Here is a 6,194-nt window from a genome sequence, read left to right as displayed (position 1 = left end):
CCCGGCTTTTGAAATGATATAAACTTAGTTGAAATAAATTCTAAGAAATGATATGAGAAAAGCTTATAATAGGAAAAGAAGAAATATAAGATAGTAAAAGGGTATAAAAAGTTTCAGTTAATCTCTTATAGAATTGAAAGGGTTTTCCTGGTACTACAAAATAGTAGCTCTGTTCTTCTGTTAATCTCTTATAGAATTGAAAGAACTGGATATATGAGAGCATGAAGTATTTTCCCCAAGCAGTTAATCTCTTATAGAATTGAAAGGAGATAATTCTAACAAATGATAAATCAAAAAAACAATTTGTTAATCTCTTATAGAATTGAAAGTTTCTAGAATTTCTCGTTTATATTAGCGTTTACTTCCTAATGTTAATCTCTTATAGAATTGAAAGTAAAAAAGACTTATTTCTCTTCTTTATCCATAGAGTCGTTAATCTCTTATAGAATTGAAAGAAGTCGTTGTTTATGACAGCCCTATTGACGGTGAAATAAGGTTAATCTCTTATAGAATTGAAAGACTGCTACTTGTTGATTTTGATGGAACAATGTTTTTCACGTTAATCTCTTATAGAATTGAAAGATCGTTATAAGCCATATCCTCAGTGTCTGGTACTTTATCGTTAATCTCTTATAGAATTGAAAGATCCAATATCCATTTATGTAAATAAAAATTTCTTTATTCAAGTTAATCTCTTATAGAATTGAAAGATGCGAATTTCTCTTTCAGTCTTTGTCTGTGATCTTCAGCGTTAATCTCTTATAGAATTGAAAGTTATTTACCTCTTTCAGCCAAAGAATAATTGCATCCCTGTTAATCTCTTATAGAATTGAAAGCTTGTTTGCTCTTCAATATCAATTTCCCGTTTTTGTCTTGTTAATCTCTTATAGAATTGAAAGTTCGACGTGATGCAAAAATACGGCTTGTTTGACGTCCTCGTTAATCTCTTATAGAATTGAAAGCAACATTCCAGCCATTGCCCTAGCAAAGAACCTCCATAGATGTTAATCTCTTATAGAATTGAAAGTGAAAGGCAGTAATCTATCTTTTCTGCCAGCAGGTCGAGTTAATCTCTTATAGAATTGAAAGAATCTCTTAGCTGTTGCGGTGTTATTGGTGTTATTCTTATAGTTAATCTCTTATAGAATTGAAAGGTACATACCAAAGTCTATAGTGCAAAAGCACGGCACAAAGGTTAATCTCTTATAGAATTGAAAGAGATGTGGAAAAGAGATAGAGACGCCTAAAGTAGAAGATAGTTAATCTCTTATAGAATTGAAAGAAATTTATCCTTTTTTTATCGAGCGAAGCGTATGCTCCGTTAATCTCTTATAGAATTGAAAGTGTTTAGTTAAATACCACTTGCCGTTATCCTTATCTACGTTAATCTCTTATAGAATTGAAAGTTCTTCTCCATGCGCTGTTCCTTTTGCTAGTTCTGCTGGTTAATCTCTTATAGAATTGAAAGCTTTCACAAATTAAACTATATACCCCCCCCGCAAAGCCTTCAGTTAATCTCTTATAGAATTGAAAGTCAGAGAAGGGGCTGTGGATGAAGAAGCTCTGAAGTTTATGTTAATCTCTTATAGAATTGAAAGAGTATTTTCTTCTTCCACTCCTCGTCGTTTAGCTCTTTTTCAGTTAATCTCTTATAGAATTGAAAGATGACCCTGTGAGTCACGACATATTTGCGTCCACACCTCGTTAATCTCTTATAGAATTGAAAGTAAGCATTTAGGTATGCTGATGTAGAAGTTAATTGTTGTACTGTTAATCTCTTATAGAATTGAAAGTTTACGTATCCTGCTCCTTCATCATACGTTATTTCTAAATGTTAATCTCTTATAGAATTGAAAGTTCTTTAAGCTTATTCTTTCTCATTTCTTGCAGTTTGCTTTGTTAATCTCTTATAGAATTGAAAGCGTAGAGATTAAAGTGTAGCACTGTTTTACTAAATGTCTCTGTTAATCTCTTATAGAATTGAAAGAACATCGTAAGCTATGCCATAATCAATGCCAAGTCTGTTGTATATGTTAATCTCTTATAGAATTGAAAGCTAGGAACGCCGTCAGCAGAAGACATTCAGATAAAGCTGTTAATCTCTTATAGAATTGAAAGATTTTTATCTATAAGTTGCAATAAGCTTATAAAAAATACTAGTTAATCTCTTATAGAATTGAAAGTTTACAATATTGGCTTGGTACGGCTACCTTATCATATATGGTTAATCTCTTATAGAATTGAAAGATATGTGGAAAAGAGATCAAAAGTTTATACCCCGAAACTGTTAATCTCTTATAGAATTGAAAGATATCTTAAACCCATTGACGCTTTAGTCAAAGTAAAGAAGTTAATCTCTTATAGAATTGAAAGTTAAATCGTCTTCTGGGTGCGGATTAATCCACAAACCGTGTTAATCTCTTATAGAATTGAAAGTACGTAATCACAACAGGCAAATCTACGTGGAAGCTAATAGTTAATCTCTTATAGAATTGAAAGATTACATTTACAATTTTTAACGGTATTATGAGAAAATACGAGTTAATCTCTTATAGAATTGAAAGTATCTATCAACATAATGTTCATAATCAACACGATAAGGTAAATCTACTATAGAATTGAAAGGGTGTGAATAAGTTAGCTAATGCCTTAGGTACTGTCTCTACGTTAATCCGCTATAGAATTGAAAGAAGTATCTCTTTTTCGTTTGTCATCTCGGAAGCATCTAGTAGTTCTCGTGTAGAACAATTTCCTTTAAGCTCCTCCTTGTCACAGCTTGATGATGGTTCATCGCATTTAACGAGACAAATGTTTTTCGTTTACTATCACAGCTTCCACTAAATCTTAATAACTGCTATATGACCCTGGCCCGTATCGACTCGAGCTATAGTAAACGGAAGCTTTGCCTATATCATTAGTGCCACTCCGACTTTGCGCTAACCATATCTACTTCGCCTCTCATTCCAAATCTTTCAATTCTTGAAAAGAACAACAATGAGTCAAGCACAGAAATAATTATCAACACAATCTTTGCATGGACTAGTAGAAATGAAAACTGGTTTTGTCTCACTAATCTTGTTTTTATTAACTCTGCCTATCGCAGTGCTAACTGCAACAAGGAGGCAGTTAATATAATTGGCAATGGGGATCTAACGGTCATGTTAGTTAACTATAAGCACATGTATATAGTACCGCTTTACAATAGATCGCCAAACTACATTTTCAGTGCCTAAATGCATAATTGTTATCCTCAAATATAATCAGACATTTGTTATAAACGACCGAGGTGTATTTGCAGAATATTATAGACAGCTCCACATTAACAGTTAATTTTGACGTGCAAAATGTTAAACTCCCAATCCGGGGGAAGTTTAATTGTAGAAATAGGCTGAAAATGGACTCGACAGAGATGTAATAGGAGCAATAAACATGGGTTTAAGGTATTTGAACAAACATGGGAGCCCCATGGCGTTGGGCTAGACCGAGCCCCCTGCCGTGTGGTATCATCAGCTTCAACCACAGCTAGGGCTAACCTTACTCATGGAATTGAAAGTGTTGAAAAATAACGAAAAGTAACATGAGTAGGGAAACGTAACTTATGTACCTATATGCTCTATACTGACGATAAATTAACGACTCTTGAGATTCCAGTGAACTCGACAGTTTTCCCTACTTGAATATGAAGCAGTTTAACATTGATAATATATTAACATTCAGATATCTTGCTATTTCCGCTCCAATAGTTATGGCAACATCTTTTCTCTCAACTAATTCATCAACAATTAACAGTACTTTAAGCACTCAACGAGTATGACAACAGATCCTCGGAAGAGCTCTAACTGGTACCTCTATCTACTTTTACCAAAAACAATGATTATTTTCATAATCATCGTGACATGATGTCAAATGTTGAGGAGAAGGTGATTGGAATAACCTAGGTACTTGCTTTTCTGTTTTACTCTTCTTAGCGTTTAGAGGATAAAGATGTTGTGTGCCCAACTTAATGATGCTCCATAATTTGTCTCTGTGTATTTAACTTTGGATGAAAGATGGGAATTAAGAGAAGCAATCAGATATCGCTTTGAGTACTGTGTACTTAAATTTGGATGAAAGTACAAGCATATTAAGGATTAGTTTTGCAACACTGGACAACAATTAACCAATTTGGTACAACTAATTTCACCCCTAACATAACAGTGATTTCAACGTCACAATATCGAAGTAAACGGGGAACCTGTAGCTTATGCCAACAGGCTAGAAAAATCATCATTACTTCTATAAGTTTGTGTTGTCAAAACCGGACCCATTAAACAGTTATTTTCCTAAGCGTTTCCCAGACCATGTCATTTCTAGATACTTCTTGATACTTTTGATCCGTGGTCTGAGTTGGCTCTAGGCGTAGTATCATCAGCATCAACTACGCCGCATGGGGCTCAGTCGAGGCTAACGCCATAAGCCTTCCATCTGAGACTTCTGCTGTAAACTCTTTCCCTCCACGCATTGCGCATCATCAGAAGGAGCTTCATCCAGCTTTGCCTCAAGGTAATTAGTAGTAACTAAAAGTATATAGATTTATCGCTATATTGGAAACAGCCTTCTTCAAACACATCTGTTGGATACATTATTTTGTGTTTCCCTCCGCAAAATATGACTCATACTAACACATTCGCAGATCATAAATACAAACAACTATACTAACTTAAATAACAATGACGGTGTCTCCTCTTATTAACAACATTAATATTTATTGTCGTAGCTAAATTTGTAGTTTTATCAGTTATAGAAGTGATAATTCCTTTTGCTCTTTGCCTATTTCACTTATAGTTAGCAAAAAATCTTTGTAGTATATCTATGTAGACAGTGAGTGCTTTTAGGTCTGTCGCGTTAAATGGTACTGATTAACCTTGAGAATCGAAGGAACTAGAGTAAGAGACATCAACTTTAGTCAACCTAAATAAAAATCTAGATATTAGCTAATAGATTGTGATTAGTTAATTAGTTTCAATTGTATAGGAGATTAACCTCAGATAACGATGAACCTTGTACTTTAATATGTGGAGGAGCTTTCAATTCTATAGTAGATTAACTCTATTTTGAAGGCAGCTGCACAAGAAATCAATTCTGGCCTTCAATTCTATAGTAGATTAACAAACCCTTGAGAGAAAAAAGTATTATGCCAAAGTACTCGATTGCTTTCAATTCTATAGTAGATTAACTAGATAGTACCGAGTGCCCGTATTTTCATTTTAATACTATCGCTTTCAATTCTATAGTAGATTAACACTGGTGAAATCGCTTTAAAAACAAAAAAGATGGAGCTCACTTTCAATTCTATAGTAGATTAACATACCTCAGAAGACTATCAGACAAAGTAGAAGTTATTGAACTTTCAATTCTATAGTAGATTAACCGACAGACAGCTTAGCTAACTTCACGCCGTAGCTCACTGTCTTTCAATTCTATAGTAGATTAACAAGAAAATTATCTCGGAGGGATAAGAATGGAAGAAGAGAAACTTTCAATTCTATAGTAGATTAACCTAGTGCATCTCGAAGCTCGTAGAAAGTCATTGGTTTTCTCTTTCAATTCTATAGTAGATTAACACCGCAGTTGCGGTTTCGGCGGTAGCGATAATAGGCACCTTTCAATTCTATAGTAGATTAACTACTTGTAAAATCCATGTGGATCCACTAGCTTTTGTTCCACTTTCAATTCTATAGTAGATTAACCTTAAAGAAGTCATAAACATTCCTTAGGAAGTATTCGATCTTTCAATTCTATAGTAGATTAACGTTTCAGAATGCGAAAACTTTGTGTTGCTGAAGACTGATAACTTTCAATTCTATAGTAGATTAACAGATGACTCGGAAGAAGTGAGAAAAATTTTCGATAAATTCTTTCAATTCTATAGTAGATTAACAGCTGGATGGTAAAGAACTGTAGCATATTACTACAAATAATCTTTCAATTCTATAGTAGATTAACAGCGAACGTTACAGTGTATCTTTATCAATTAGTGACGGACTTTCAATTCTATAGTAGATTAACAGTATAATGATCCCGATTACGTTATTCTTACCATCGCCTTACTTTCAATTCTATAGTAGATTAACTGATCTCAGACATATTTCCTCAAAAATCTATATGCCTACTTTCAATTCTATAGTAGATTAACTTATCCTAATGCTACATTA

General features: G+C 33.7%; 2 CRISPR repeat arrays (1 of these 2 running past the window's edge).

What is annotated here, in order from left to right:
• Positions 1–116 precede the first annotated feature (116 nt).
• Positions 117–2,690: direct repeats of the CRISPR family, unit length 24 nt; unit sequence GTTAATCTCTTATAGAATTGAAAG.
• A 2,308-nt stretch (positions 2,691–4,998) separates the two neighbouring features.
• Positions 4,999–6,194: a CRISPR direct-repeat array (repeat unit 24 nt; unit sequence CTTTCAATTCTATAGTAGATTAAC) (it continues 933 nt past the right edge of the window).

The organism is Sulfurisphaera sp., from assembly GCF_059755235.1.
The sequence above is the reverse complement of the archived record's forward strand: the minus strand, read 5'-3'. Positions and strand labels throughout refer to the sequence as shown.